General features: G+C 67.7%; 24 protein-coding genes and 1 tRNA gene. 9 read left to right on the top strand and 16 right to left on the bottom strand.

Annotated elements, in window-relative coordinates; genetic code table 11:
• The first annotated feature begins 289 nt into the window (after nucleotides 1-289).
• A tRNA-Arg gene (locus VB080_RS06690) sits at nucleotides 290-362 on the top strand.
• Nucleotides 363-536: 174 nt separating this feature from the next.
• Nucleotides 537-1,697, top strand: coding sequence for a tyrosine-type recombinase/integrase (locus VB080_RS06685; protein WP_323417662.1), 1,161 nt, complete (start codon nucleotides 537-539; stop codon nucleotides 1,695-1,697).
• A gap of 136 nt (nucleotides 1,698-1,833) precedes the next feature.
• Here VB080_RS06685 and VB080_RS06680 read toward each other — a convergent pair whose 3' ends face one another.
• A complete protein-coding gene (locus VB080_RS06680; protein WP_323417661.1) occupies nucleotides 1,834-2,106 on the bottom strand; it encodes a hypothetical protein in 273 nt (90 codons plus the stop codon).
• A 30-nt stretch (nucleotides 2,107-2,136) separates the two neighbouring features.
• Nucleotides 2,137-2,616 carry a hypothetical protein gene (locus VB080_RS06675; RefSeq protein WP_323417660.1) on the bottom strand — a complete coding sequence of 160 codons (480 nt, stop codon included), beginning with the start codon at nucleotides 2,614-2,616 and terminating at the stop codon, nucleotides 2,137-2,139.
• A 120-nt stretch (nucleotides 2,617-2,736) separates the two neighbouring features.
• On the opposite strand from VB080_RS06675, the gene VB080_RS06670 reads away from it, so the two are divergent.
• Entirely contained in the window at nucleotides 2,737-2,874 is a 138-nt protein-coding gene (locus VB080_RS06670; RefSeq protein ID WP_323417659.1) for a hypothetical protein, read from the top strand.
• Between the two features lie 294 nt (nucleotides 2,875-3,168).
• Here the strand turns inward: VB080_RS06670 and VB080_RS06665 are convergent, their stop codons facing one another.
• Genes VB080_RS06665 through VB080_RS06655 form a run of 3 tightly spaced genes read right to left on the bottom strand, consistent with a single transcriptional unit; the run spans nucleotide 3,169 to nucleotide 5,285 of the window.
• On the bottom strand, nucleotides 3,169-3,429 hold the full coding sequence (locus VB080_RS06665) for a DUF86 domain-containing protein (RefSeq protein ID WP_323417658.1): 261 nt from the start codon (nucleotides 3,427-3,429) through the stop codon (nucleotides 3,169-3,171).
• Between the two features lie 12 nt (nucleotides 3,430-3,441).
• Nucleotides 3,442-4,575 carry a HAMP domain-containing sensor histidine kinase gene (locus VB080_RS06660; protein ID WP_323417657.1) on the bottom strand — a complete coding sequence of 378 codons (1,134 nt, stop codon included), beginning with the start codon at nucleotides 4,573-4,575 and terminating at the stop codon, nucleotides 3,442-3,444.
• Nucleotides 4,572-5,285, bottom strand: coding sequence for a response regulator transcription factor (locus VB080_RS06655; RefSeq protein ID WP_323417656.1), 714 nt, complete (start codon nucleotides 5,283-5,285; stop codon nucleotides 4,572-4,574). The genes VB080_RS06660 and VB080_RS06655 overlap by 4 nt, the downstream gene beginning before the upstream one ends.
• Before the next feature lie 167 nt (nucleotides 5,286-5,452).
• Between VB080_RS06655 and VB080_RS06650 the strand changes: the two genes are divergently transcribed.
• From VB080_RS06650 to VB080_RS06635, 4 genes are all read left to right on the top strand, one after another.
• The gene (locus VB080_RS06650; RefSeq protein WP_323417655.1) at nucleotides 5,453-8,182 is read left to right on the top strand and encodes a heavy metal translocating P-type ATPase; all 2,730 of its coding nucleotides are present in this window, start codon (nucleotides 5,453-5,455) and stop codon (nucleotides 8,180-8,182) included.
• A 76-nt stretch (nucleotides 8,183-8,258) separates the two neighbouring features.
• A complete protein-coding gene (locus tag VB080_RS06645; protein WP_323417654.1) occupies nucleotides 8,259-8,558 on the top strand; it encodes a metal-sensitive transcriptional regulator in 300 nt (99 codons plus the stop codon).
• Nucleotides 8,559-8,600: 42 nt separating this feature from the next.
• Nucleotides 8,601-9,656: a type II glyceraldehyde-3-phosphate dehydrogenase gene (locus VB080_RS06640; RefSeq protein ID WP_323417653.1), complete on the top strand. Its 1,056-nt coding sequence runs from the start codon at nucleotides 8,601-8,603 to the stop codon at nucleotides 9,654-9,656.
• 89 nt (nucleotides 9,657-9,745) lie between these two features.
• Nucleotides 9,746-12,205 carry a heavy metal translocating P-type ATPase gene (locus tag VB080_RS06635; RefSeq protein ID WP_323417652.1) on the top strand — a complete coding sequence of 820 codons (2,460 nt, stop codon included), beginning with the start codon at nucleotides 9,746-9,748 and terminating at the stop codon, nucleotides 12,203-12,205.
• Nucleotides 12,206-12,779: 574 nt separating this feature from the next.
• Here VB080_RS06635 and VB080_RS06630 read toward each other — a convergent pair.
• From VB080_RS06630 to VB080_RS06585, 10 genes are all read right to left on the bottom strand, one after another.
• Nucleotides 12,780-12,980, bottom strand: a complete 201-nt coding sequence (locus VB080_RS06630; protein ID WP_323417651.1) for a YHS domain-containing protein — start codon at nucleotides 12,978-12,980, stop codon at nucleotides 12,780-12,782.
• A gap of 185 nt (nucleotides 12,981-13,165) precedes the next feature.
• Nucleotides 13,166-13,420: a hypothetical protein gene (locus VB080_RS06625; protein WP_323417650.1), complete on the bottom strand. Its 255-nt coding sequence runs from the start codon at nucleotides 13,418-13,420 to the stop codon at nucleotides 13,166-13,168.
• 149 nt (nucleotides 13,421-13,569) lie between these two features.
• A complete protein-coding gene (locus VB080_RS06620) occupies nucleotides 13,570-14,193 on the bottom strand; it encodes a peroxiredoxin family protein (protein WP_323417649.1) in 624 nt (207 codons plus the stop codon).
• A 5-nt stretch (nucleotides 14,194-14,198) separates the two neighbouring features.
• Complete coding sequence (locus VB080_RS06615) at nucleotides 14,199-15,179, bottom strand: cytochrome c biogenesis CcdA family protein (protein WP_323417648.1); 981 nt, start codon at nucleotides 15,177-15,179, stop codon at nucleotides 14,199-14,201.
• The gene (locus VB080_RS06610; protein WP_323417647.1) at nucleotides 15,179-15,418 is read right to left on the bottom strand and encodes a hypothetical protein; all 240 of its coding nucleotides are present in this window, start codon (nucleotides 15,416-15,418) and stop codon (nucleotides 15,179-15,181) included. Before VB080_RS06610 ends, VB080_RS06615 begins: the two co-directional genes overlap by 1 nt.
• A gap of 142 nt (nucleotides 15,419-15,560) precedes the next feature.
• Complete coding sequence (locus VB080_RS06605; RefSeq protein WP_323417663.1) at nucleotides 15,561-15,857, bottom strand: hypothetical protein; 297 nt, start codon at nucleotides 15,855-15,857, stop codon at nucleotides 15,561-15,563.
• 209 nt (nucleotides 15,858-16,066) lie between these two features.
• Nucleotides 16,067-16,852 carry a prolipoprotein diacylglyceryl transferase gene (locus tag VB080_RS06600; RefSeq protein ID WP_323417646.1) on the bottom strand — a complete coding sequence of 262 codons (786 nt, stop codon included), beginning with the start codon at nucleotides 16,850-16,852 and terminating at the stop codon, nucleotides 16,067-16,069.
• Between the two features lie 38 nt (nucleotides 16,853-16,890).
• Nucleotides 16,891-17,205 (bottom strand): hypothetical protein, encoded by a 315-nt coding sequence (locus VB080_RS06595; protein ID WP_323417645.1) that lies wholly within the window; start codon nucleotides 17,203-17,205, stop codon nucleotides 16,891-16,893.
• A gap of 103 nt (nucleotides 17,206-17,308) precedes the next feature.
• Nucleotides 17,309-18,793, bottom strand: coding sequence for a multicopper oxidase family protein (locus VB080_RS06590; RefSeq protein ID WP_323417644.1), 1,485 nt, complete (start codon nucleotides 18,791-18,793; stop codon nucleotides 17,309-17,311).
• Nucleotides 18,790-19,032 carry a hypothetical protein gene (locus VB080_RS06585; RefSeq protein WP_323417643.1) on the bottom strand — a complete coding sequence of 81 codons (243 nt, stop codon included), beginning with the start codon at nucleotides 19,030-19,032 and terminating at the stop codon, nucleotides 18,790-18,792. The genes VB080_RS06590 and VB080_RS06585 overlap by 4 nt, the downstream gene beginning before the upstream one ends.
• A gap of 494 nt (nucleotides 19,033-19,526) precedes the next feature.
• Between VB080_RS06585 and VB080_RS06580 the strand changes: the two genes are divergently transcribed.
• A complete protein-coding gene (locus tag VB080_RS06580; RefSeq protein ID WP_323417642.1) occupies nucleotides 19,527-21,233 on the top strand; it encodes a DNA glycosylase AlkZ-like family protein in 1,707 nt (568 codons plus the stop codon).
• 155 nt (nucleotides 21,234-21,388) lie between these two features.
• Nucleotides 21,389-22,252, top strand: a complete 864-nt coding sequence (locus tag VB080_RS06575) for an FAD-dependent oxidoreductase (RefSeq protein ID WP_323417641.1) — start codon at nucleotides 21,389-21,391, stop codon at nucleotides 22,250-22,252.
• Nucleotides 22,253-22,431: 179 nt separating this feature from the next.
• Here the strand turns inward: VB080_RS06575 and VB080_RS06570 are convergent, their stop codons facing one another.
• Complete coding sequence (locus tag VB080_RS06570) at nucleotides 22,432-23,247, bottom strand: hypothetical protein (RefSeq protein ID WP_323417640.1); 816 nt, start codon at nucleotides 23,245-23,247, stop codon at nucleotides 22,432-22,434.
• Between the last annotated feature and the right edge of the window lie 177 nt (nucleotides 23,248-23,424).

Below are 23,424 nucleotides of genomic sequence, written 5' to 3'. Positions count from 1 at the left end.
CCGCTTTCGTCACCAACAATAACCTATGCGGGACTGAATGCAAGGCGCCGTGGACAAAGTTGCCAAGGAAGAAATGATCTTGGTCTGACGGCCTCTGACGGCCCATCTTCGAGGGGGCCGGACGCGCTGTTGATCGCCCGCCGGGCGCCTACCGCGGCCGGTCTCGGCCCTCCCCGTCGAGACGAATCGCTCGTCCCGATTCCCGGAGACTCGCCGTCGCGAGCGGCAGATTGCGGACGAAGGGTTGGCCGAGTCGGCGTCTGGGTCTACGCTTAGCTGCGTTCGGTATGGCCCCATAGCTCAGGGGATAGAGCAGAGGTTTCCTAAACCTTGTGTCGCAGGTTCGATTCCTGCTGGGGCCGCCCGTTGTGAGGTGGGATTTTGTGCTCGCCGACTAGGCAAGACGTCTCGGCTGGTGTGTGGGGTGCCCAGTAGCCAGAGTAGGCAGAAGTTGGCACTTTCCGGGTCCACTATTGCACGTATATTGCACGCGGAGCAGGATGGAACCTGCCGGCGAGCGGAGCGGAGCAGACACGATGGAGACGCGGAGGGCAGACCCTCGGTACAGACGTGGCTTCGGTGCGATCCGGAAGCTCCCATCGGGGCGATTCCAGGCGTCCTACGTCGGTCCCGACCAGGATCGGCATCTGGCGGATGACACCTTCGCGGCCAAGGCGGACGCCGAAGGCTGGCTGGCCTCTGAAAGACGCCTCGTGGACTTGGACGAGTGGGAACCACCAGAGGAGCGCAAGGAGCGTCAGGCGCGGGAAGAGTTCGCGGCGGCGCTCACTGTGCAGTCGTTCGCGTCATCCTGGCTACAGGAGAGCGCCGGGCATGGCCGGCTGCGACCCCTCACGGTGTTGGACTATGAGCGGATTCTCGACCGGTACATCCTGCCCACACTGGGGGAGACCAAGCTGCCCGACGTGACCCGCAACAGGGTCAGCACCTGGCATGACGTTACGCTGAGCAGCGCACCGGCGCGGTCGCGTTCCAAGGCCTACTCGCTTCTCAGGGCAATCATGAACGCCGCGGTACGTGAGGGCTTCATACCCAGTTCGCCAGTTCAGATCCGGGGTGCTGGCGCTGCCAGGCGGAAGCACGAGATCGAGCCGGCGTCCCTCGGTGAACTGGACGCCATTGTGTCTGCGATGCCGGACCGGCTCAAACTCGCCGTCCTGTTGGCCACCTGGTGCGCCATGAGATACGGGGAGATCGCTGCTCTGCGGCGCAAGGACGTCAGCCGAGACGCAACTGAGGTGAGGATCGCCCGCTCGGTCAGCTTCCTGCCCGGTGGAGCACGGGTGGGGCCGCCGAAGACCAAGGCGGGTCTGCGGCGCGTGGCAGTGCCGCCCCATGTCGTACCCCTGCTGCAGCAGCATCTGGCAGCTCACGTTGCCTCCGGAGCTGATTCGCTGTTGTTCCCCGGGGCCAAGGGTGGCTACCTGCATGAGTCGGTTCTGTACCGCCACTGGGATCGGGCCCGACGCGAGGCGGGCCGACCGGACTTGCGGTTTCACGACCTCCGCCACACCGGTGCGACGCTGGCCGCTCAGGCCGGTGCGACGACTGCCGAGCTGCAGGCGAGGCTCGGGCATGCGACACCCGACGCGGCCATGATCTATCAGCACGCTGCGCGCCTGCGCGACAAGCAGCTCGCCGAGAACCTCAGTCGGCTGGCGTCCGAGTTGGCGTAGCTGGTGCCGCCGTCGCGTTGTTCTGCCTTGAACCCTCCAGACGAGTCGGGAGTCGTCGCGGCGACCATGCCGTGGGCCGTTGACCACTACGGGTCGTGGCTGTTCACGGTTAGGTGAGGATGTGCAGTCCTCACTCTCACACCGGGCTCGGGCCGAGGCCAGACAGCAAGTCCGCCAGTGCGGGTCCGAGACCTTGTTCGGCGACGTACTCGTCTCCGATCCGCTTCTGGAGGCGCACGACCCGGCGGGCGGCGTAGGGCTGCCAGTAGGCCGCTGCGACAACGGCGAGCACCCCGACGCCCATCATTGGGTGGCCCTCGAGTGTGGTTTGGGTGAACGCCGCGATGGCGTACAGGCCGCGCACCTTGAGCACGAACCGAACGGGCCGGCTCGTACCGAAGACGACCATGAATCCCTGCAGCAGAACGCGGAACGGTAGCTAGGGCAGTGTCAGGACGGTGATCGGCCATTCCCAGCGGGTGGCGCCGCGGACGACCTGGCCGGCCGCGGACACCAGCAGCGCGGTCATCTGGTCTGCGGGCAGGCGGCCGGCCTGCAGCTCGCGCACGGCGTCGCGGGTGACGACGATGTTGTGCCGGCCACTGCCTGCTGCGGCGACACCGGGCATGTCCACCACCCGGACACCCAGCCGTGCGGCGGGTGGTCCGGTTTGACGCATTCGGGCGACGGGGTCGTCCAGAGCTCGTTGCTCCGCCGGGTTCGGCGGGTGGGCGGGTAGCAGCCGCATCATTGCGTTCTGCCCGGTCCGGGTTGGTGCGGCGGCGAGCATCGCCGCCCACACCCCAGTCACTGTTGCGCTGAGGTAGCCGGGTGCCAGGGCCCACATCGCCAGCCCCATCCAGAGGCTGAACGCCAGTGCCGCTGCCGCGGCGATGATCCGCCAAACGGTGATGCCCATCACGGTCTCCCTCCTTCAACTGTGCCCACCGGAAGGGTGGCGGGTGTCCATGAGGGTTCGCCAAATGGGCTTGGGATGTGTGGACAACCCGTCAGTCTTCCACCAGAACGGAGCATCCCGATGAACCTGCCGCCGATCAACCAACTGCCCCTCACCGCCGGGCAACGAAGCCTGTTGCGCGCGGCCCGGCTGATCCGCCACGCCCATGACGAGGCCCGCCGGGACACGATCAGAGCGGGCGGGGTGTTCCCCCACTAGGGCGCTGGGTAGCAAGTGGAATTCCGCAGGGTTCATACAGTTCCGTAGGTCTCATTGGGCGTTGTGCCCCGACCGCGTTGGTAGGGTTCTCGCGACATTGTCGTCTGTGCCGATTTCCGGCCCACCTCCAAGGTTGAAGCCGAAGCCGATGCCCATGATGCCGATCGCGACCAACGCGAAGAACCCATTCAGCAGCGGTATCTTGAGGACGCGGCGGTCCAGCACGTCCGAGGATCTCCCACGTCTCCTCCAGGTGGCCGACGCCCTCTGGGATGCGGTGCTGGCGGTCCGCGGCTAGCGGGCACGCTGTGCGAGCAGCCAGCGCGCCACCTGGCGCCGATACTCGGTGTAGGTGTCGATCGCTTGGGGCAGCGATTCCGCCACCTTGTTCAGATCGACGTTCAAGTATTCGTGAACCAGCACATTGCGCGGCCTGACACTCAACTTCAGCTCGGCTGCCAGTTCGTCGGGGATGATACCCAGGCGTGTCATGCCGTCGAAGCTGAATCTCGCCTCGCCGCCCGCGGTGAGACCACGGCTGGCAGCGCTCAGCACGTGCGCCGCCGGTCAGCGTCCCGGGCCCGGCTGGTGCAGCCCCCGCGGAAGGGTGAGCCGCAGGGTCGAGCCCTGGCCCTCCCCGGCGCTGGTGGCGGTGAGGCTGCCGCCATGGGCTTCGGCCAGGGCTTTGGCGATGGTGAGTCCGATGCCGGACCCGCCCCTGTCGGACTCCCGCGCGGAGTCCCCGCGGTAGAAGCGCTCGAAGATGTGCGCCAGTTGCTCCTCGCTCATGCCCTGACCGGTGTCGGTGACGCTGATGACCACGGTGTCCGGAGTCGTGGTCGACGTGACGTCCACGCGCCCGCCCTGGGGGGTGTGCCGCAGCGCGTTGTTGAGCAGGTTGCCGAGGATCTGCGCGAAGCGTTGCGGGTCGGCGCGCACCGGCAAGTCGTCGACCGCGGCGGTGAGGGTGACGCCCTTGCGGTCGTAGGCATTCCTGGTCTGTCTGATCACCGGCTCGACGAGGTCGGTGAGCGGCTGGAGGCTGGTCTGCAGTTCAACGCGTCCTTCTTCTGCACGGGACACCTCTTCGAGGTCGCGGGCGAGTCTGGTGAGACGCTCGACCTGCTGTTCGACGATGGCCCGGGTGTTGTCGTCCCAGGCGAGGACGCCGTCGGCGACGCCTTCGAGATGTGCGTTGAGGGTGGCGATCGGGGTGCGCATCTCGTGGGCGAGGTCGGCCAGCAGGCGGCGGCGGGTGGCCTCGACGTCGTTCAGGCGGTCGGCCATGGTGTTGAACGTGTCCCCCAGGGTGCTCAGTTCGGGGCCGCCGCCCTGCACGGTGACCCGGGCGTCGTAGTCACCCCGGCTGAGCCGGGCCGCCGCCTGGGTGAGCAGTTCGACCGGCCGGCCGATGCGGCGGGTCAGGTACCACGAGATCCCGAGCGACGCCGCCAGCGCGACCAGCAGCCCGACGGTGAGGGAGATCAGGCTGGCGTCGGCATACGCCCTTTCGATGTGGAAGATCTGGGGCGAGTCGGGCGGGTAGTTGGTATCGATCAGGTGCGCGTGGAACAGCGGTGGTCCGATCAGGGCGGCCGTCAGTCCGGCGCTGGCCACGATGGCGAGCAACACGATCGCCTGGGCCACAAAGAGCCTGGTGCCGAGCCGCCAGCCTCCTATCGCATCCACCAGGCGGGTCATCCGCGGCCCATCCGGTAGCCGACCCCACGGATGGTGGTGATGTAGCGCGGCTCGGCGGGGTCGTCGTCAAGCTTCTTGCGCAGGTTCGCGACGTGGACGTCGACGACGTGTTCGTCACCGACCCAGGCGGTGTCCCAGACCGCATCGATGACCTGGCGACGGCTGAGCGCGAGGCGGGGCTGGGCGGAGAGTACGTCCAGGATGTCGAACTCGGTGCGGGTGAGCGCGACCGGGACGCCAGCGACCCAGACCTCGCGTCCGGCGGCGTCGATGCGTAGGTCACCGAAGACCCGCTGCTCCTCGATCGCGGGGGCGACGGCCGGTTGGCGGCGTGGTCGCCGCAGCACCGTCTGGACGCGGGCGACGAGTTCGCGGTTGCTGAAGGGCTTGGTGAGGTAGTCGTCGGCCCCGACCGACAACCCAATGAGCCGGTCGACCTCGTCGCCGCGCGCGGTCAGGATCAGGATGTAGCAGTCCGAGAAGGTTCGGATCTCGCGGCACACCTCGATGCCGTCGAGCCCGGGCAGCCCGAGGTCGAGGATGATGACGTCCGGGTCCTCGACTCTCGCCAGGGTGACGGCGTCCGGGCCGGTGTGGGCCTGGACCACCTGGTGGCCCGCCCGGGTGAGGTAGGACGCGATGACGGCGGCGAGTGCTCGCTCGTCGTCCACGATCAACACCTTGGTCGGTACCTCACTCGCGCTCGTCATATGGCAAGTATGACCGCGCTCCGGACGAGGCCCGCAGGTCGGCGAGGGCGGCAGTGAGTCTTGACGCGATCTTGACCAGATCACTCTGGATTCCCCGCGACCTGCGGCCTACCGTGAGTGCAGTCGAGATACCCCCTGGGGGTATATAGGGATGAGGGGTGAGCTGCATGGAATGGTTGCTCGTGGCAGGTGCCGTGGTGGCGACCGCATTGTTGGTCTGGTTCTTCTTCGGCCCGCGCCGCGCGGGTCGGGTCGAGATGGAGGACGGCGCGCAGGTGGTGCGGGTCACCGTGGACGGTGGCTACAGCCCGAATGTGATCGAGGGGGTCCATCCCGGCACGCCGGTAAGGCTTCTTTTCGACCGGAAGGAGAGCGGCGAGTGCACATCGCGCGTGGTCATGCCTGATTTCAGGGTGAACGCGGCGCTGCCTGCCTACCGGACGACCGCAGTCGAGTTCCTCCCCACCGAGGCCGGTGAGTACCGGTTCGCGTGTGGGATGAACATGGTCTCGGGGGTCGTGCGGGTTGCTGGGGAAGCACCCGCTGCCGCGCCCGTCGCCCTCCTGGAGCGGCCGGAGACGGAACTGGGGTCGGAGCCAACCGCAGTTGGCGGGCCCGTGGCTGATGCCGACGCCGAAGAGGCTGAGCGCGCTGCCGAGATCCGCGACCTGACCCGTCGGCTGACTGTCGGTGCGGTCCTCACGGCGCCGGTTCTGGTCGCGGTGATGGCTGTCGAACTGTTCGGTGCGACCTGGGTGCCGCAGTTCATGATGAACCCCTGGTTGCAGTTGTTGTTGATCGCCCCGGTGATGTTCTACGCCGGCTGGCCGATCCATCGCACCGGGTGGAAGGCGCTGTCACACCGGACCGCTGACATGAACTCCCTGATCACCCTGGGTACCTCCGCCGCCTTCGGCTTCAGCCTGGTGGTGACCTTCCTGCCCGGGCTGCTGCCCGACGCGCTACGCCACGTCTACTACGAGGCGGTCGGGGTGATCATCACCCTGATCCTGGTGGGACGCCTGCTCGAGACGAAGGCCAAGGCCGGCACGGGCGAAGCGATCCGCGCGCTGATCGGACTCCAGCCGCGGATGGCCCGGGTCGAGCGTGGCGGACAGGAACTTGAGATCGGGGTGGATGAGGTACAGGTGGGTGACATCGTCCTGATCCGGCCCGGCGAGAAGCTCTCGGTGGACGGTGAGGTGATCAGCGGTTCCTCCTCGGTCGATGAGTCGATGGTGACCGGCGAGTCCATGCCGGTGACCAAGTCTGTCGGCGATACCGTCATCGGCGCCACCATCAACGGCACCGGCGCCCTGAAGTACCGGGCCACCAAGGTCGGATCGGACACGATGCTGGCCCAGATCATCAAGCTGGTCCGGGAGGCGCAGGGCTCGAAGGCGCCGATCCAGCGCCTCGTCGACCAGGTGTCCAGCTACTTCGTGCCCGCCGTGCTCGTGATCGCGTTGTGGACCTTCGTCGTCTGGGTGCTGGTCGGCCCGCCGCCGGTGTTCATCTTCGCGCTCGTCGCAGCCGTCTCGGTGCTGATCATTGCCTGCCCATGCGCCCTCGGGCTCGCCACCCCGATGTCGATCACGGTCGGAACCGGCAAGGCTGCCTCGTACGGCATCCTGATTCGCTCCGCCGAGGCGCTGGAGACGGCGCACAAGCTCGACACGGTCGTACTGGACAAGACCGGCACCATCACCAAGGGCGCCCCGGCACTCACCGACGTCCTGCCGGCCGAGGGTTTCGCGACCGGCGAGCTCCTGGCCCTGGCGGCCGCGGTGGAGGCCTCCTCGGAGCACCCGCTGGCCACCGCGATCGTGGCCGGGGCGCGGGACCGTGGGCTCAGCATCCCTGCTGCGACCACGTTCGATTCCGTCACCGGCCAGGGCGTGCGAGCGCTGGTTGCCGGCCGGGAGGTGCTCGTCGGCAACGCGCGGCTGCTGTCAACCGCTGGGATCGACCCGGCTGCGCTGAACGACGACCTCCAGCGGCTGGCCGGGGACGGCAAGACCCCGATGCTCGTTGCAATCGACGGGCGGGCTGCGGGCGTTATCGGGGTCGCCGACACCGTAAAGGAGGGATCGGCGGCGGCCGTCGCGGCCTTGCAGAAGCGCGGTATCGAGGTCGTAATGATGACCGGTGACAATCGTGACACCGCTGCTGCAATCGCCCGTCAGGTCGGCATCACCCGGGTCGTGGCGGAGGTCATGCCTGAGCACAAGGCGGCCGAGGTCAAGCGTCTGCAGGCCGAGGGGAAGATCGTCGGGATGGTCGGCGACGGCATCAACGACGCCCCGGCCCTGGCCCAGGCCGACGTCGGGTCCGCCATCGGCACGGGCACGGACGTGGCCATCGAGTCCTCCGACATCACCCTGATCTCCGGCGCACTGTCCGGGCTCATCACGGCCGTCGACCTGTCACGGGCAACGATGCGCAACATCAAGCAGAACCTGGTCTTCGCGTTCCTGTACAACGGCATCGGGATCCCGGTCGCCGCCGGCGCGCTCTACCCCGCCTTCGGGATCACGCTGAGCCCGATGATCGCCGCAGCAGCGATGGCGCTGTCATCGCTGTCGGTGGTCACGAACGCCAACCGGCTGCGGAGTTTCAACGCGCACCCGGTACCAGACGTCGTCCGTGTGCCCGCCACCGACCCGGTGGTGGAGATCGGGCGCGATGAGGAAGACAACCCAACCACAACAACAATGGAGGAAGACATGTTCAAGAAGTCCGCGAAGGTCACGGACCCCATCTGCGGGATGAGCATCGACGCCGCAACTGCGGCCGACACTGTGGAGTACGAAGGCGCCACCTACCACTTCTGCTCCAGCCACTGCGCGGCCACCTTCAAGGCCGACCCAGCCAAGTACGCGGCGGCGAGGGCCTGACGTCCCAGGTCCTGCCCGGGGTGGACACCCCACACCGGGCAGGACCGCCCTGGACAGCAGTCGGAGGAACTGGACGATGGAAATCACACCGCTTGCCGACGGCGAGGCCGTCAGCAACCCTCAGTTGGTCAACAGGCTGCGCCGGATCGAGGGCCAGGTGCGCGGCATCACTCGGATGGTCGAGCAGGACGCCTACTGCATCGATGTCCTGACCCAGGTCTCCGCCGCAGCTCGTGCACTGCAGGGCGTGGCGCTGATCCTGCTGGACGAGCACATGCACCATTGCCTCGCCGATGCGGTCCGGGTCGGCGGACCGATCGAAAAGGACAAGATCCGGGAGGCCTCCGAGGCCATCGCCCGGCTCGTGCGCAGTTGACACGAAAGACACACCACACCAAACGAATACAAGGAGACAGACATGACCATCAGGATTGCAGTCAACGGCTACGGAGTTATCGGCAAGCGGGTGGCGGACGCCGTCCGCGCAATGCCGGACATGGAGCTTGTCGGGGTGGCGGACGTCGCGACGGACTGGCGAGTTCGCGCGGCTGTGGGACTTGGCATTGGCGTGTTCGCGGCAACGGAGGACGCCGCCAGCGCGATGAGGGCGGGCGGGATGCCGGTGGCCGGCACCCTGGCGGATTTGCTCGGCCGGGTGGACGTGGTGGTGGACACCACCCCGAAGAAGGTCGCCGCGCGCAACCTCGAGGCGTACTGGGCCGCCGGCGTCAAGGCCGTTTTCCAGGGCGGGGAGTCCCACGCCACCACCGGGCACTCCTTCGTCGCCCAGGCCAACTACGCCACCGCGCTGGGCCGGGACACCACCAGGGTGGTCTCGTGCAACACCACCAGCATCGTCCGCGTGCTCGGGGCCCTGCAGGACGCGGGCCTACTTGCCCGGGCCCGCGGGGTGCTGGTCCGGCGGGCGACCGACCCGGGCGAGTCTCACCAGGGCGGCATCATGAACACCGTGGTCCCCGAGGCCACCATCCCGTCCCACCAGGGCCCGGACGCCCGCACCGTCCTGCCGGACCTGGACGTGGTGACCATGGCGGCCAAGGCGGCGCACACCCAGACCCACAACCACTACTGGAGCCTGCAGCTCACCCGGCAGGCCAGCCGCGAGGAGGTCCTCGAAGCGTTGCGAGCCGCACCCCGCATCGCGTTCATCCGGATGGCGGACGGGCTCACAGCGCTGAACACCACGGTCGAACTCATGCGCGACCTGGGCCGGCCCCGCGGGGACATGTGGGAGGTCGCAGTGTGGGAGGACGTCCTGACAGTCGAGGGGGATGAGTCCTTCCTGACTTACCAGGTCTACAACGAGGCGATCGTCGTGCCCGAGACCATCGACGCCATCCGGGCACTGGCCGGCACCGTGACCGACGGCGCCGTCTCGATCGCAATGACCGACGAGGTCCTCGGAATGCGCCGCGACTTCCTCCCCGACGCGGTGCGCGCCACGACCACCTAGGGCACGACAACTTGGGACACGACGACGGGCCGGAATCCGCCGGCCCGTCGGTTCACCACCACTCGGCTATGGGATGGGAAGGATCGACCATGACGAATCAGACCACGGTCCTGGAGGTCGGCGGCCTGCACTGGGCCACCTCGGAACCAGTGATTGAGAAGACGCTGCTGCGGCGCCCCGGCGTCCTCGCGGTAGAGGCCAGCGCGGTCTCCCAGACCGCGACCGTGACCTACGACCCGGACAAGACCTCGGTGGCCCAGCTGGTCGGCTGGGTCAACGATTGCGGCTACCACTGCGCCGGGCAGTCCGTGCCCGACCACGTGTGCGATCCGATGGCTGAAGCCGCCCCGACCGAGGCCCACGCCGCACCCGAAGCCCACGCCGCACCCGAAGCCCACGCCGGACACGAGGCCCACGCCGCACCCGAAGCCCACGCCGCACATGCGGGCGGTGCGGAGACCGATCTGTCCGCGCATGCGGCGATGGGCCATGGCGGGCATGGTGGGTCGATGGCGGACATGACCAGGGACATGCGCAATCGTTTCGTGGTCGCCGCCGTGCTGTCGGTCGTGATCCTGCTCTGGTCCCCGATCGGGCGGGAGGTACTGGGCTTCACGGTCCCCGCGCCCTTCGGGCTGCGCGACGATGTGTTCTCCCTGATCCTGTCCCTACCGGTGGTGTTCTACTCCGCCTGGATCTTCTTCGACGGCGCCTACCGAGCACTGCGGGCCCGGACGCTGGACATGATGGTCCTGGTCGCGGTCGGGGTCGGGGCGGGCTGGTTGTACAGCCTGGTGGTCACATTCACCGGCGGGGGCGAGGTCTTCTACGAGGCGGCCGCGGTCCTGACCACCTTCGTCCTCCTTGGGCACTGGTTGGAGATGCGGGCCAGGGGCGGCGCGAACGACGCCGTCCGGACGCTGCTCGAGTTGGCCCCGTCCCAGGCGGTTGTGATTCGTGACGGCCAGCCAGTGGAGGTCGCCACCTCCGAGGTCGTCGTCGGAGACCTGCTGCTGGTGCGGCCCGGGTCCAAGATCCCCACCGACGCGATCGTGGAGGAGGGGGAGTCCGAGGTCGATGAATCGATGGTAACCGGCGAGTCCATGCCGGTGGCCAAGTCGCCGGGGGCGGAGGTGATTGGTGCGTCGATCAACACCACCGGCACGTTGCGGGCCCGCGCCACGAAGGTAGGCGCGGACACGGCACTGGCGCAGATCGTCAAGATGGTTCAGGAGGCCCAGAACTCCAAGGCCCCGGGCCAGCGACTGGCCGACCGGGCCGCGTTCTGGCTGGTGCTGGTCGCCCTGGTCGGCGGCGCCGTCACGTTCATCGCCTGGATGCTCGCCGGCGCCGGCGTGGCGCAGGCGATGCTCTTCGCGATAACCGTCGTGGTCATCACCTGCCCCGACGCGTTGGGTTTGGCGACCCCCATGGCGATCATGGTCGGCACCGGGCTGGGAGCCAAGCGGGGGGTGCTGTTCAAGAACGCCACTGCCCTGGAAGGTGCCGCGGCAATCGACACGGTGGTGATGGACAAGACTGGCACCCTGACCAAGGGCGAACCGGAGGTCACCGACGTCATCGCCGCCGACATGAGCGAGGATGAGATGCTCGCTCTCGTGGCCGCGGTCGAACGCGAGTCGGAGCACCCGCTGGCCAGGGCGATCGACGCCTACGCCGATCGGCTGGGTCTGCCCATATGGAGCGCGAGCGAGTTCCTCAACGTACCCGGGCACGGCGCGACAGCTACCGTCCAAGGACGTCGGGTGCTGGTGGGCAACCGACGACTGATGGCCAGCGAGAACGTCGAGCTCGGCGACCTGGCAGAGCGGCGCGACGAGTTGGCCGCGTCCGGACGAACAGCTGTGCTCGTCGCGGTGGACGGACGCGCTGTGGGCGTCATCGCCCTGGCCGACGCCGCCCGGGAGACGGCCGCTGCGGCCGTCGCCGCTCTGCACGAGTCCGGGATCGAGGTTGTCATGCTCACCGGCGACAACCAGGCGACCGCCCGGCGTATCGCCGAGCAGTTGGGCATCGACACCGTCATCGCCGAGGTTCTGCCCGGCGACAAGGCGAACAAGGTCGCCGAGTTGCAGCGGGCCGGCAAGACCGTGGCGATGGTCGGGGACGGCGTCAACGACGCCCCGGCGCTGGCCAGGGCCCACATCGGTATCGCCATCGGAGCGGGGACCGACGTGGCGATCGAAACCGCGGACATCGTCCTGATGCGCTCGGACCCCCTGGACGTGTCGGTCGCGCTGCGCATCGGAAAGGGCACCGTACGGAAGGAACGCCAGAACCTGGCCTGGGCCGTCGGGTACAACGTGATCGCGCTGCCGATCGCCGCCGGCGTGTTCTACCCCGCCTTCGGACTGATGCTGCGCCCAGAGATCGCGGCGCTGACCATGTCCGGCTCAACGGTCATCGTCACTGTCAACGCCCTGTTGCTCAAGCGACTCAGGCTGCCCGCGCATCAGGCCCCGGCCGCGCCGCAGCCCGCCGTCCGAGAGCCGGAGCCCATCGCGCCGGTGCCGGCGGGCACCCGCTGACCGTGGCGTAGGCGTGGCAGCTCCGCACCTGCAATTCCGCTCCGGCCGCACCGTCGGCCGGAGCGGAATTGCAGGGAGCGTCCCCCACGCCTTCTTCTTCGACATGGGCGAACAGCGCAGCGACGGTCTTGACCGAGCCTTCATCGAACCCGATCCCAACACTCATCCGGCCCAGCAAGGATGGCTGGACCGCCAAGCGAACACACAGTTCGCCGGACCCTTCAAGGAGAAAATGATGCCGTGTTGCCATGATTCCGCCGATACCGAACCCCACACCTGCAGCCACGATTCGGCAGACTGCCAGTGCGCAGGCGAGGCCCAACCCAGCTCGTGCTGCCGCACAGACCAGGCTGCCGACCAGACCCTCGCGCGCCACCAGTAAGGCTTCCCGATGGCCAGGACAACGCTGCGAATGCCGACGGCCGAAGCCGGCTGGGCAGGCCTGCCCAGCTGAAGCCCAGGGGACGTGGCTGCGTCCTCGCACAAAACCGCAATGAGCAGAGCCACCGCCGAAGAGCGGTGGCTCTGCTCATTGCGGTCGGGACTGACTCAGCGCCGCTGGTGGCCGCCGCGGTCAGTGGCCGTGAGTGTGGGACTCCCCGTGGCCGTAGCGATGCGGGTCGGCGTCAAAGGTCTGCGCGCAACTGGCGGAGCAGAAGTAGAACGTCGTCCCGTCGTGTTCCCGGGTGGCGGCCGCCTTGGCGGGGTCGACGGTCATTCCGCAGACCGGGTCAATTGCCATGGTGGCTGCCTTCTTGGGCTTCCTGCCGAACATGATTGGCTCCTCATTTGTGGTGGTGCTGATTTGGTTGTGTGATCTGCCGCAGACCTCTGCGGCCGGCGATCGCGCATGCGTCGGGCTGAGAAGGGGCGGCGTACGCAGTGCAGCCGGGGCGTTGTCGTCGACCGACAGGGATGCCAGGTCGGCCAGGGGAGTTCCCCGGGGTTCACTTGACGCTGTTACCGCTTGGGCCGCTCGTGTCGGCGATTGTTGCGCCGCCCGATGTATTCGAACCCGACCCGCCTCATGCTGGCTCGTACCTGCGCCGTGGTCGCAGCCCCGGCGGGGACGACCGTCAACAGGGATTCGCCGAACGGCATCAAGTCAACCCCGACCTCGTTCACACCGGGCAGGGCACGTACTTCTTCGATCACGCTCACCAGGCAGCCCACACACGCCAGACCGCGCACCCCATAGGTGGCTGACCTCTCCATAACCAGCTCCTTCCAATCCGACGATGACACCATCCTGGACAGCAGAGGTCGACAGACAGTGACGCTTGGGTCAAGATCCGGGCAAGACCCCACCGGCGCGGCCCGCGCAGACGAGTCTTGACCGAACCTTGCCCGCTGCCGACCCGGCGTCACAGCCGGCTGGTGGCCTCCTGGAGGAGCTCGGCGGGGTCGAGGTACATGGAGGGGTAGTTACCGTGCCAGAGCTGGTTGCCGTCCTCGTCGATCAGGATGAAGCCGTGACCGGGCATGCCGGGGTGCATGCCCTTGCCGAGGGTGTCGTAAGCCTTTGAGACGGTCCCGTCGTCGAGTAGGTAGGGGGTGGTGACGCCGAAGGTGTCCAGGTCGGGTTGGATCTGGGCGGCGGTGTTCATGACGATCGGGAGCACCGTGATGCCCGCCTCGGCGAACCCCGGGTTCTGTTCGATCAGGGCCATCTGCTGGGTGCAGGAACCGCATCCGGCGCCCTCGTTGAAGTAGAGGATGACGGGCTTGCCGCGGAAGTCGGACAGGGAGACGGTGGTGCCGGCGGTCGTCCGAAGGGTGAAGTCGGGTGCCTGGCCGGACGGGCCACCCTGGACGGGTCGGGCGCTCCACAGGCCGAACCCGATCAGGGCGACGATGAGCGTGGCGACCAGGCCGGTCGCCAACCTGATCGCGCGTCGGCGTTTGGCCTGGCTGGCGGCTTCCCGTGCCCGCCGGTCCTGAAGCTGCTGCCGCCGGCTGGTCGTGCTGGTGCTCTGGTTCGTTGGCATGGTGGTCAGTTCCTCGAGGTTTCGTGGTGGTCAGCGATGGGCTGGTCGGCGGCGGACTCGCTGTGGCAGTGAGCCGCCGCGTCGGCATTGGCGGCGTCGTCCGGGTGGCCGCTTGCGATGGGGCGGCGACGGTCGCGGAGTGTGGCCCACACGAACACGCCCGCCAGTGCCAGCAGGCCGACACCCAGGATGGCGTCCGGGACGGGGGCGAGCCAGGCCAGGATGCCCTGGGCGACCCGGGTGACCCAGTCACCGGCTGCCTGCTGGAACCACGTTCCCGAACCGGTCATCGTCGGCGACCCGGCGAGCGTGATGACCCAGATGCCCATGACCACGAACGCCAGGCAGACCAGCAGGTTGATGCTGTTGGTGTGCAGGTTGTGGCCGGCCACCGTGAACCGCAGTGGCTTCGCGCGGCCCCAACGGCGTTTGTCGAGCCCCGCCGCGTCCCACAACAGGGCCATCAGCAGCAGCGGGATCACCATGCCGAACACAAACGCAAGCCCGAGCACCAGACCACCGAACGGGCTGCCCGACAGTGCCGACAACGTCATCACGCCGGCCAGCACGGGGGCGCAGCAGCTGGATGCGATTCCCGAGAACACGCCCAGGCTGAAGAAGGTGGCAGAGTCGCCCCGGGTCGTGTCCGGTGCTCGCAGCGCCGAGGGCATCGACCACATCCGGCCGCTGAGGGCGAGGAATCCCAGGCCGATCATGAGCAGGCCGCCGGCCCAGTACAGCGGCACGTGGTACTTCGCGATCGCACCCGCGAGCAGGCTCACCCCCAATGTGATCGGCACCAGCACCAGCGCCAACCCAGCCGCGAAGACGAAGGTCAGCGGCAGCAGCCGCCAGCGGTTGTTCTTGACCGCGGCCGCCAGGTAGGAGGGTGCGAGGAACACGATGCAGCAGGGCGCGAACAGTGCGACCATGCCCGCGAAGAAGGCGGCCAGGATGCTGCCGGTGGCCAGGAGTTCGGCCCCCATCAGGCGGTCACCTTCCGTGCGAGAACAGCGTCAAGCTTGCGGCGTGGCAGCCGGCCGGCACTGAAGAAGGCGCCATCGAGCAGCACGAGGGGGAACAGACCCGGCCGGTGCTGCTCCACCAGGGCACGCCCACGGTCCGACTCGGCGGTGACCACATCCAGGCTGAGCTGCCCGAGCGCGACCCGGTCGAGAAGCTCGGCGTGGGCGTCCTCACACAGGTGGCATGCCGGGCTCGTCACCAGCGTGACGCTGGGGCGGTTGGTGTCGGGGCCCGGCAGTTGGTGACTTGGCTCAAGGGTATTCACAGTGCTCCATGCTCGCGGGCCAACCCGTGGCGGTTCGTCAAGGCAACGTCAAGATTCGGTCTGCTCCGTCGGCCCGTCACGGGTGGTGCCCCGCATGTTCGGCGTCTGTGCCGGCCTGTTCGATCGTCGGTGCGGGGCCCGCGTCGGTGGGGTTGAACGCCGGGCCGATCACGAAGGCGGACAGCGCGAACAGGGCGCTGAACACCGCGACGCCGATGACGGGGGCCTTCCAGGTGCCGAACCGTTTCCGCAGCCGATTGAGCATCGGGATGCTCAACAGCAGGCCTGCCGCGTACAGCACCGAGTTGCCGACCACACCGGTGAGCAGTGCCGCGCCGGCGAGGAAACCGATGTGGTGCATGACGTGTGGCACGAGCCCCAACAGGGCTCCCGTCGCAGCTCGAACTCCTGCCCACAGGGTGCTCCACCAGGTGGCACGTGTCACGACCGCGGTGCCGGAGATTGGATCGCCGGTAACAGCGCGGTAGTGCGGGAGTGTCGGGTCCATGAGCAGAAGCCTGCCCACCCAGCGTTTGTGGGCGACGTGAGCCGGGTCAAGATCCGCCCAAGATCCGCCACGGGTCACACCCGGGCTGCGGCCGCCTCGACTGGCATCGCGACATCCTCGGTTGGCATTGGCCGAGACCGCTTGCGGTCGACTGCTATCAGGCCGGCACCGACGGCGATGCTCACGATGCCGAACAACTGCGCCTCCGACAGGCCGAACAGCACTCGGTCGTTGACCCGGACGAACTCGACCAAGAGCCTGGCCGCGCCACTGAGGGCGAGGTACGCGCCGAACACGGGGACTGGCCGCCAGCGACGACCCAGAACCCACAGGACAGCTGCAATCAAGAAGGCACCAGCGGTTTCATACAGCTGGGTGGGGTGGACGGGCACATCGACCGGGACGATGCCGTGGGGGAAGGCCATCCCCCACGGGAGGTCCGTGGGCGTCCCATTGGTGCCGTCTCCAGCCAGGAAGCACCCGATGCGGCCGATCCCGTACGCGACGGACAACGGGATCGCCATGGCGCCCGCAACCGTGCCCAGCGGTAGCCCTTGACGGCGGGTGATCACCACCACCGCGAGGGCCCCACCGATGAGCCCTCCGTACCAGACGAACCCGGAGCCACCCAACATGTGGAGGTCGAAGTGCTGCCAGTTGTCGGCCAAGAAGTACAACTTGGCGCCGACAAACCCCCACACGGTGGCCCACAGGACCAAGGAGTGGGCCACTTCCACCGAGTACCCGAGCCGGCGGAATGCCCGTCCGAGTAGATACGCCCCGACCAGTGCGGCCAGTGCCTTGCTCACTCCGTACGACTGCACCTGGAAACCGAAGATTGTGAAGAGAACGGGCCACACGGCCAAAAACCCCCTGCGCTGCGACGGTACCGGACCGACTAGTGCCGGTGTCCGGAGTGGCCGCCCCCGGACCGGTTCATCAGGAGCATCATCACGCCCATCATGAGCACGCAGCCCAACGCATAGACGACGGCGCCACCGCCGGCTGACCCGGTCAGGACGAGGTACCCGACGACCAGCAACATCGGCGCGCACATCGCCCAGTGCATCCAGCCGTGTCCCTTGTGCGACTCCTTCGGCGAGGAGCTGTCGGCTTGGCCGGCCGAGACGTGGGGGTCGGCGACGAACCTGTCCACGGGGTCGGCGCTGGCGAGGTTGGTGCGCTGGTAGTGGCGAGATGCGTTGTGGTCCATGTCTGATCTCCATTGCCGAGGTCGGATGCTTCACCCTGACATTGCCCGGCGAATGTGCGCCCCCGCTGTGGGAACGGTCAAGGTTGAGTCAACCTCGACTCTGCTAGGTGACGTACTGCAGGCCAATCATCATGCCCGCCTCGGCGTGGTAGATGTTGTGGCAGTGGAGTGCCCAGTTGCCGGCGTTGTCGGCGTCCAGTTCGATGGGCATCGACTGCATGGGGGCCAGCAGCACGGTGTCCTTGCGCAGGCCGGACGCCAGCGCGAAGGTGTGCCCGTGCAGGTGCAGCGGGTGGGTCATCATCGTCATGTTCATCACGTTGAGGCGCAGCCGCTCCCCCGCCCTGACAGTGAGAGGCTCGTTCTCACCGAACGGCGCGCCGTTGATCCCCCATCGGTAGGGGCTCATCGAGCCCTCGAGGGTGACCTGCGCGGTCGCGTCCGCGGTCCTGGACGGCAGCCGGGCCGACTCGTCGGGTCGTAGCTCCGACCCGATCAGCGCGGTGCCGGTGAGTTCCGTGGGGGTGACGTCCGGGCCGGGCGCGGAGCCGGCACCGGTGCGGATCAACGCCAGCCCCTGGCCACCCGTGGCCTTGCCGAACGGGCGCGCGACCAGGGGGAACACGCCGTCACCCAGGGTGACGACCGCGTCGTACCGCTCGCCCATCCCGATGAACAGCGCGCCTGTCTCCTGAGGGACCACCGGATAACCGTCGGTATGGGTGATGGTGAGCACATGCCCGCCGAGGGCGACGGTGAAGATCGTGTCGGAGGCGGCGTTGATGATCCGCAGCCGCACCCGCTGGCCCGCCTTCGCGGTGAACGTCTCGGGGGACGTGGGCACCCGTCCGTTGACGAGGAAGAATGGGTAGGTGACGTCCCCTGCGTCGCCCCACGGCTGCTGGGTCTCTCCGGCGCCGTGCGAGCCGTGGTCCATGCCGCCCATTCCGCCGGAACCCGCCGAGCCGCCGGCTTCGATCAGCTCGTTCAACACGTCGTCGGGGGTCCGCCCGGTGCCGTCAACCCAGTCGTCCAGGGTGACGATCCACTCGGCGTCGTAGGCTCCGGGCTCGCGCGGGTCGTCGATCACGAGCGGCGCGTACAGCCCCCGGTCCAGTTGGACCCCCACGTGCGGGTGGAAGAAGTAGGTCCCGGGGTCGGTTGCGGTGAACCCGTAGACGAACTTCTCCCCGGTTCGGATGGGGTCCTGGGTCATGCCGGGGACGCCGTCGGCGGCGTTGGGCAGCCGGATGCCGTGCCAGTGGATGCTGGTGTCCGCAGGAAGCTGGTTGTCCACGGTGACCCGCACGAATTCGCCTGCCGTGGCGCGAATGACGGCCCCGGGCGCGGAGTCACCGTACGCCCACGTCGCAACCTGGGAGCCGCCCAGATCGAGGGTGACAGGCCTCGCCGTGAGCGTCTGCTCCACGACCCGCTGTCCGGGGGTCGGGACGGCCAACGAGGGAACCGGGGCCGAACTCGAGGATTCGCGTCCGCCTGTCGGGCCGGCCGGTGTGCAGCCTGCCAGCGCCGCAGCCCCGAGACCGAGACCTCCGAGCAGGATGCTCCGCCGCGAAAAATGGTTCATCGTTTGGCTCCTGGTGTCGGCGATGGCGTCCTGCTGTCCGATTCGAGAGCGCTGACGTCATCGCCGGGTGGTGATTGCTGAAACTCGGGTGCGGTGACCACGGGCCGGCTCGCGGGAGGATCCATGGCCTGCTCGGGTTGGGCCGCTCCGTCTTCCTCCCGGACCTCGAGCAGGGCCCGCAGCCCAAGCAGAATGACACCCCAGAAGGCGACGGTGCCGGCCAGCATGAGCAGCCACATACCCCACCCCATCGCAACTTCCTCCGCTGCCAAGCCTGGACCTCGTCGGTTGTCAGGATCGCAGCCCTCGTCTTGGCAGGGAGTCTGGAAAAGGTTCAGATTCGGCCAAGTTCTGACCGCGGCCACCCCAGCCGCCGACCGCCGCCCGACATCCCCGGGGCGGTCCATCCGGCGGCGGACGCGTGCCCCGATGACGGGCGTCGACGGGTGCACGGACTCGCGCGCGAGTCAGTTCCGCCTGGGGCTGTTCACACCCACTCGCCCGTCTCGTCGGGCTCGCGTAGTCGAGCGCCAGTTGTCGTTCGCGCGTTGGTTCAGCCGCTCAGCGTGCACCACTACGCGATTCAGCCCCGTGCGCGTCCTGCTCGACCCTTCGCCGCCCCAGGAGGCAGTCCACTGCCCAAGAAGATAGATCCAACTCATAAAGTTCAAAAACTATGAACTCGAAACCCAGATGTCCTTAGCCGCATCAAACTTATGCATAGACTGACCGTGTGAACCTCGACGCGGACCGTGAACACCTCGATGTGGCCGCTGTGGTGGCTGCTGGCGAATCCCTCACCGTTGAGTTCAAGCGAGGCTCAGTCAACGACCGACAGGTCATCGAGACTGTCGTGTGTCTCGCGAATGGCCAAGGCGGCACCCTGCTCCTGGGAGTCGAGGATGACGGCGCCATCACGGGGGCGAAGCATCGGCACGACACTCAGACGAGTCCGATGCGACTCGCAGCAGCCATCCAGAACCTGACCGAGCCGCCGCATGCCGTTGACGTGTCGGTTCACGAGGTGGCGGGCGTAGAGGTCATTGTCATCGAGGTGCCGCAGGCCATCCCAGGACCGGTCGCGACAAAGTCGGGCCTATTCGTGAAGCGCGCTATCGGTACGGACGGGCGACCGACCTGCATCCCGATGACCCCCTACGAGATAGTGAGCTTGGGGCTGGTATCCCGGGGGATCGATTACGCAGCTGCCCCGGCTCGTGGTGCCAGCATGGCCGACCTCGACCCAGTGGAGTTCGAACGATTCCGCCGGCGGTGTGCTGCCACATCGGGGCAGGAGTCGATGGCCAAGCTGTCTGACACAGACATCTGCAAGGCACTCGGCCTGCTGCACCATGACGGCTCTCTCGGCCTTGGAGCCATTCTTCTCTTCGGCCGCGATGCCGCGTTGGACCGCTGGGTTCCGACCGCCGAGTTCCTCTTCCAGGACCTGCGCGAGGGTGGCCTCCACGCCAACCTGCGGCTGCGGGGCCCGCTCTTGCGCATCGCTGAGGAGATTGCCGCGCTTCTCGACCTGCGCAATACGACGACGGAACTCACCGCCGGCATCCATAGGGTGGACATCGACTTGATGCCAGAACGGACGCGACGCGAAGCGGTGGCGAATGCGCTGGTCCATCGGGACTACGCGGAACTCGGTCCGACGACGATCAGGCTCACCGACACGCAGTTCGTAGTCAGCAACCCCGGCGGATTCCCACCTGGGATAACAGTTGAGAACATGCTCGAGCAGAGCCGTCCGCGGAGCCCGATCCTTGCCGATGCCTTCCGGCGGGTGGGCCTGGTCGAGCGCAAAGGCAAAGGCATCAACGAAATGTTTGAAGCGCAGTTGAGGGCCGGCAGGGAAGTCCCCGACTACACGGCCTCAAACCCGGAACTGGTATCGGTGGCTGTCCCTCTGGGTTCGGTCGATCTGGATCTGGTGCGCTTCTTGTTGACCTTCGAAGACTCGCGGCAGCGTCCGCTGGCTTTGGACGAGCTCCGGCTGGTCCACGAACTCAAGGCTGCAGGTTCGGCCACCAACGGCGAGCTTGCGGAAGCATTGGCTCTCCCGTCCGGTGCCGTGCGGACGACGTCCACCCGACTCGTCGAGATGGGCGTCATTGAGGCCCGCGGGAGCGGTCGCAACCGCCGGTTCCATTTGACCGCGCGCTTCTACGACCTCGCCCAGGATCGCAACGCGTACGTTCGCGTCCGGGCAATGGATCCACTCCAGCAGGAACAGCTCGTCTCAGAGTACGTGCGCAGTTACGGCAGTATCGCGCGCTCTCAGGCTGCCGAACTCTGCCAGCTCGCCCCGACCGAGGCCCGCGCCCTGCTGAAGCGCATGACCGACAAGGGGATGCTGAAGATGGTCGGCGAGCGCAGAACCGCCCGCTACGTCCCGACGGACAGCCATCATCAGGTCCCAGCTGAAGGGTGAGCCAATCGACGGTCGGCGTGAAGTCGAACCTCTCGGCGTCCGCCGGCGGCGCCCCGGGCAGCCCGCTCAGCCCAACTTGTCGTACAGCGACAGCGCCGGGTCGATGACCTTGCCCGGCTTCAGGTTTTGACCCGGACGGTTTCGTCTCCCCGGACATGCCGCACATCACCTGCCTGCGCAACCCGTCGGTCGGGCTGGAGTCGGACTACGAGCTCAAGCCGACCACCGACCCCAAGGTCGTCTACATCGCCGGCGGCGGGGTGGCCGGGATGGAGGCCGCGACGCTGCTGCACCGCCGCGGGCACCATCCGGTGCTGTTCGAGTCGACCAATGAGTTGGGTGGCCAGTTCTTGTTGGCCGGGATGGCGCCACGGAAGGCCGAGATGCGCCAGGCCGCCATCGCGATGGGCAAGACGCTGCTGAAGGAAGGCGTCGAGGTGCGGCTGCACGACCGACTCACCCCTGACCGGTTGGACGGGGCCGACGCACTGATCATCTCCACCGGCGCGACCCCGATCATGCCGAGCTTCCCCGGGCGCGACCTGCCCGGCGTGGTCGATTCGCACGACGTGCTCACCCAGGCGGTCTTCCCGACCGGACGAGTGGTCGTCATCGGGGGCGGGCTGGTCGGCCTCGAGGTCGCCGAATACCTGGTCGACAAGGTCGATTCGCTGGTCGTGCTCGAGATGCTCGGCGCGATCGGTGAGGACATCGGCCAGATCCGACGGATCAGCGTGCTGGAGGAATTGGGCAGGTCTGGCGTGGACTTGAGGACTGGTGCCCGCTGCGAGGAGATCACGCCGGACGTGGTTGTCTACGAGCAGGACGGCCAGACCCGCGAACTGCCCTACGACACCGTGGTGATCGCCATCGGCGCACGCTCTCGTCCGACCGAACCGTTTGAGAAACGCGCCGGCGAACTCGGTATCCCGTGCTGGGTCATCGGGGACGCGAAGCAGGCGCGGCGCGCGGTCCAGGCGATCAAGGAGGCTGCCGACGCCGCGCTGGCGATCGACTGAGCGCGCGGGTCGCCTGGCGGGCAACACGCCGCGACTTGACGCCCGCGGCGCGACTGTGGCGCCGTCAGCAAAGGCCCAGAGCCGGGTCGAGAGCCTGCCGAGACGCGCCTTGGCCTCGCCGGGCGTGGTCTCCATCCTCAGTTCATCGAGGACTTCGAACGCAGCGACATCGACGGCCTTCAGTCCAGCCCTCTCTCAACCTGTGCGCGCCTCACGGGACACGAACGCAACTGTTTCGGCAACTCCGCCAGACCAGGTCCATGTCCTTGTTCAGCCGCGTACTGGTCGCCGGCCCGCGTCTGGCGGCGCACGACCTGGCGGGCGGCGTAGGGCTGCCCGTAGGTTGCTGCGAGCGTGGCGAGCACCCCGACGCCGATCAGGGGGTGGCCCTCGAGTGTGGTTTGGATGAACGCCGCGATGGCGTACAGGCCGCGCACCTTGAGCGCAAACCGGACAGGCCGGCTCGTACCGAAGGTGATCATGAAGGCTTGCAGCAGGACCCGGAACGGAAGCCAAGGCAGGGTCAGGACGCTCAGCGGCCATTCCAAGCGGGTGGCGCCACCGACGACCTGGCCGGCCGCGGACACCAACAGAGCCGTCATCTGGTCTGCAGGCAGGCGACCCGCCTGAAGCGCGAGCACGGCGCCGCGGGTGACGACGACGTTGTGCCGGCCGCAGCCCGCTGCAGCGACATCGGGCATCCCGACCACCCGCACACCCAACTTGGCGGCCGCAGGTCCGGTTTGACGCATCCCAGCGATCGAGTCGGCCAGCGCCCCCTCCTCCACCTGGTTGGGTGCGCGGGCGGGTAGCAGCAGCCGCATCAGCGCGTCCTGCCCTGCCCGGGTCGGTGCGACGACGAGCATCACCGCCCACAGCGCGGTCACTGTCGCGCTGACGTAGCCGGGTGCCAGTGCCCACATCGCCAGCCCCATCCAGAGGCTGAACGCCAGTGCCGGTGTCGCAGCGATGATCCGCCAAACGGTGATGCCCATCACGGTCTCCTTCCTCGAATGTGCACACCGGAAGGGTGGTGGGTGTCCATGAGGGTTCGCCAAATGGGCTTGGGATGTGTGGACAACCCGTCAGTCGTCCCGCAAAACGGAGCATCCCGATGAACCCTGTGCCGAGCACCCAACTGCCCCTCACCGCCGGCCAACGAAGCCTGTTGC

The organism is Propionicimonas sp., assembly GCF_034927565.1.
Lineage (GTDB): Bacteria > Actinomycetota > Actinomycetes > Propionibacteriales > Propionibacteriaceae > Propionicimonas.
Note: the sequence above shows the minus strand (reverse complement) of the source record. Positions and strands in the feature narration are given on the sequence as shown.